The following is a 2497-nucleotide window of genomic DNA, read 5'->3' on the forward strand; positions in this document are numbered from 1 at the left end:
GGCACAACCGGCCCACCGGCCCGCACCACGACAACGGGGGTCCGGGGGCGAAGCCCCCGGTGGGATGCACGTCCTACCTCGCCCCGAGGCGCGGTATCTCGATCGCCGGGCAACGGTCCATCACCATGTCCAGACCCCGCCCGCGCACGCGCGCGTACGCCTCCTCGTCCACCACGCCCAGTTGGAACCAGACCGCCTTCGCGCCGATCTCCAGCGCCTCGTCCGCGACGGCCCCCGCCAGCTCGCTGTTGACGAAGACGTCCACGACGTCGACGGGGAAGGGGATCTCCGCCAGGGAGGCGTACCCCTTCTCGCCGTGCACCGTCTCGCCTCTGGGGTGGACGGGCACGATGCGCTTGCCCTGGCTCTGGAGGAACTCGGCCACGCCGTACGCGGCCCGCTGCCGATTGGCCGACAGACCGACGATGGCCCAGGTGTCGCCGGTCTCTTCGATGATCCTGCGGATGATCCCCGCCTCTGCGTACATGCCCACTCAACGGGCATCCCCGTCGGACCATTCCCGGAACTGCGCATAGGGTGGCGGGATGCAGGATCAGTACCGGACCGTGGCGCACGCGGGCGTGCACGAGATCGAGATCAGCAAGTCGCGCTTCATCTGCGCGCTCGCGCCCGCGGCGACCGAGGAGGAGGCGCAGGCGTTCATCGCGCGCATCCGCAAGGAGCATCCCACCGCGCGTCACAACTGTTTCGCGTACGTCCTGGGCGCCGACGGCTCCGTGCAGAAGGCGAGTGACGACGGCGAGCCCGGCGGGACGGCGGGGGTGCCCATGCTCCAGATGCTGGTGCGCCGTGAGGTCCGCTACGTCGTCGCCGTCGTGACCCGTTACTTCGGCGGGATCAAGCTCGGCGCGGGCGGACTGATCCGCGCCTACGGAGGGGTCGTCGGCGAGGCCCTCGACGCCGTCGGCACGGTGACGCGGCAGCGCTTCCGGCTGGCCACGGTCACCGTCGACCACCAGCGGGCGGGCAGGCTGGAGAACGACCTGCGGGCCACGGGCCGGGCGGTCCGCGAGGTGAACTACGGGGCGGACGTACGCATCGAGGTCGGCCTGCCGGAGGCCGACGTCCCGGGCTTCCGTGCCTGGCTGGCCGACAGCACCGCGGGCACGGCGCGGCTGGAGCTCGGCGGCGAGGCGTACGGCGACGCGTGAGGCGCCACCGCGTATCCGTCTCCTCCGGGCTTTCGCCGAGCCTCCGTCAGACGTAGTCCTCCAGGCGCGCCAGCGCGTACCCCTGCTCCGTCGCCGCGTGCAGCACCGTGCGCAGCATGTCGGTCATGGTGGCGTTCCACGCCTGGGGGCCGTTGAAGTGCGTGAGGATGATGTCGCCGGGGTGGAAGTGCGGGTCGTCCTCGCGCCAGTCGATCCGGCCGGGGAACGCCTCCTCGTTCCACAGCGGCGCGGCGCGGGCCCCGCAGTCCTCGGCGGCGATCAGGGTGCTCGCGTCGTAGTCGCCGAAGGGCGGGCGGAAGAGCCACGGGCGGACGCCGATCTCGTTCTGCAGGATGTCCTGCTGGCCGCAGATCTCCGCCTGTTCCTCGTCCTCCGGGATCGTGATCATCTGCGGGTGGTGCAGGGTGTGGTTCTGGATGGACGCGCCGAGCCCGTGCAGGTCGCGGAAGTAGCCGTAGTCGTCGGCGGCCGACTCGTCGGTGAGGAAGGCCGTGACCGGGATGTTGAGGTCGCGCAGCATCCGCAGGAACGAGTGGTCCTTCGCGGCGCCGTCGTCGATCGTCAGGAAGACGATCTTCTCGTTGGTGGGCACGCTGGAGAAGACGGGGATCAGCCCCGGCCCCTGGTCCGCCCAGGCCGGCGTGGTGAGCCGGGGCTTCTCCTTGGGCGGTGGCGGTGCCACGAGCGGCGCCTGTTCGAGCCCCCACTTGCGGGCGAGGGCCAGCCGCTGTTCGCGTGTCTGGTTCCGGTCCTGGCCCTGCGGCCGGTCGGGCCCGGCCTGCGCGTGTCCGTCGTCGTGGCCCCGCAGGACCGGCGCCCCCCAGTCGGCGCACGCGGCACCACCCGCGAGGAGGAGCGCGACGGCCAGCACGGGGCCCAGGAAGCGGCCGCGGCGTCTCCGGGCTATTCGGCTCGTATGGAGAGGGTGGAGGACCGGCTGGATTTCACCGGCTTTTCGGGCCTTGCGGATAGATCGCCTGAATCGCATATTCCGGATCTTTTCAGCGGCCTGGGGCAGGCGCGCGCCCGGTTACGCCAACGGGGCCGACGGCTCCCGCCGCGTCGCGCCCACCCTCGTCGCGCCCGGCCCGTCGGCCCGGCCCGGCCCTACCCCGCCGGGTGGAGGAGCAGCTTGCCTGTCGTACGGCGCTGCTGGAGGTCGTCGTGTGCCCGCGCGGCCTGTTCCAGGGGGTAGCGTCCGCCGATCGCGACGTCGAGCTCGCCCTTGCGCAGCCGGTCGAAGAGCTCGGCGGAGCGGGCGAGGAGTTCGGCGCGGTCGGTCGCGTGGTCGTTGAGGGTGGGAC

General features: G+C 71.9%; 4 protein-coding genes. 1 reads left to right on the forward strand and 3 read right to left on the reverse strand.

Annotated elements, in window-relative coordinates; all coding sequences use genetic code 11:
* Positions 1-73 precede the first annotated feature (73 nt).
* Positions 74-487 carry a CoA-binding protein gene (locus tag K6I34_RS35540; RefSeq protein ID WP_229332160.1) on the reverse strand — a complete coding sequence of 138 codons (414 nt, stop codon included), beginning with the start codon at positions 485-487 and terminating at the stop codon, positions 74-76.
* 58 nt (positions 488-545) lie between these two features.
* Here K6I34_RS35540 and K6I34_RS35545 point away from each other — a divergent pair, with 58 nt between their 5' ends.
* Positions 546-1172, forward strand: coding sequence for a YigZ family protein (locus K6I34_RS35545; RefSeq protein WP_229332161.1), 627 nt, complete (start codon positions 546-548; stop codon positions 1170-1172).
* A 46-nt stretch (positions 1173-1218) separates the two neighbouring features.
* Here the strand turns inward: K6I34_RS35545 and K6I34_RS35550 are convergent, their stop codons facing one another.
* Positions 1219-2064, reverse strand: a complete 846-nt coding sequence (locus K6I34_RS35550; RefSeq protein WP_229332162.1) for a polysaccharide deacetylase family protein — start codon at positions 2062-2064, stop codon at positions 1219-1221.
* Positions 2065-2300: 236 nt separating this feature from the next.
* The coding region (locus K6I34_RS35555; protein WP_229332163.1) for a zinc-binding dehydrogenase at positions 2301-2497 on the reverse strand (197 nt) is incomplete at its 5' end.

This window comes from Streptomyces sp. UNOC14_S4 (genome assembly GCF_020740835.1).
GTDB lineage: Bacteria > Actinomycetota > Actinomycetes > Streptomycetales > Streptomycetaceae > Streptomyces.

What these genes read in the sequence shown, in the direction of transcription:
- K6I34_RS35540 (WP_229332160.1), bottom strand. Translation starts at nt 487, where the DNA reads ATGTACGCAGAGGCGGGGATCATCCGCAGGATCATCGAAGAGACCGGC.
- K6I34_RS35545 (WP_229332161.1), top strand. Translation starts at nt 546, where the DNA reads ATGCAGGATCAGTACCGGACCGTGGCGCACGCGGGCGTGCACGAGATC.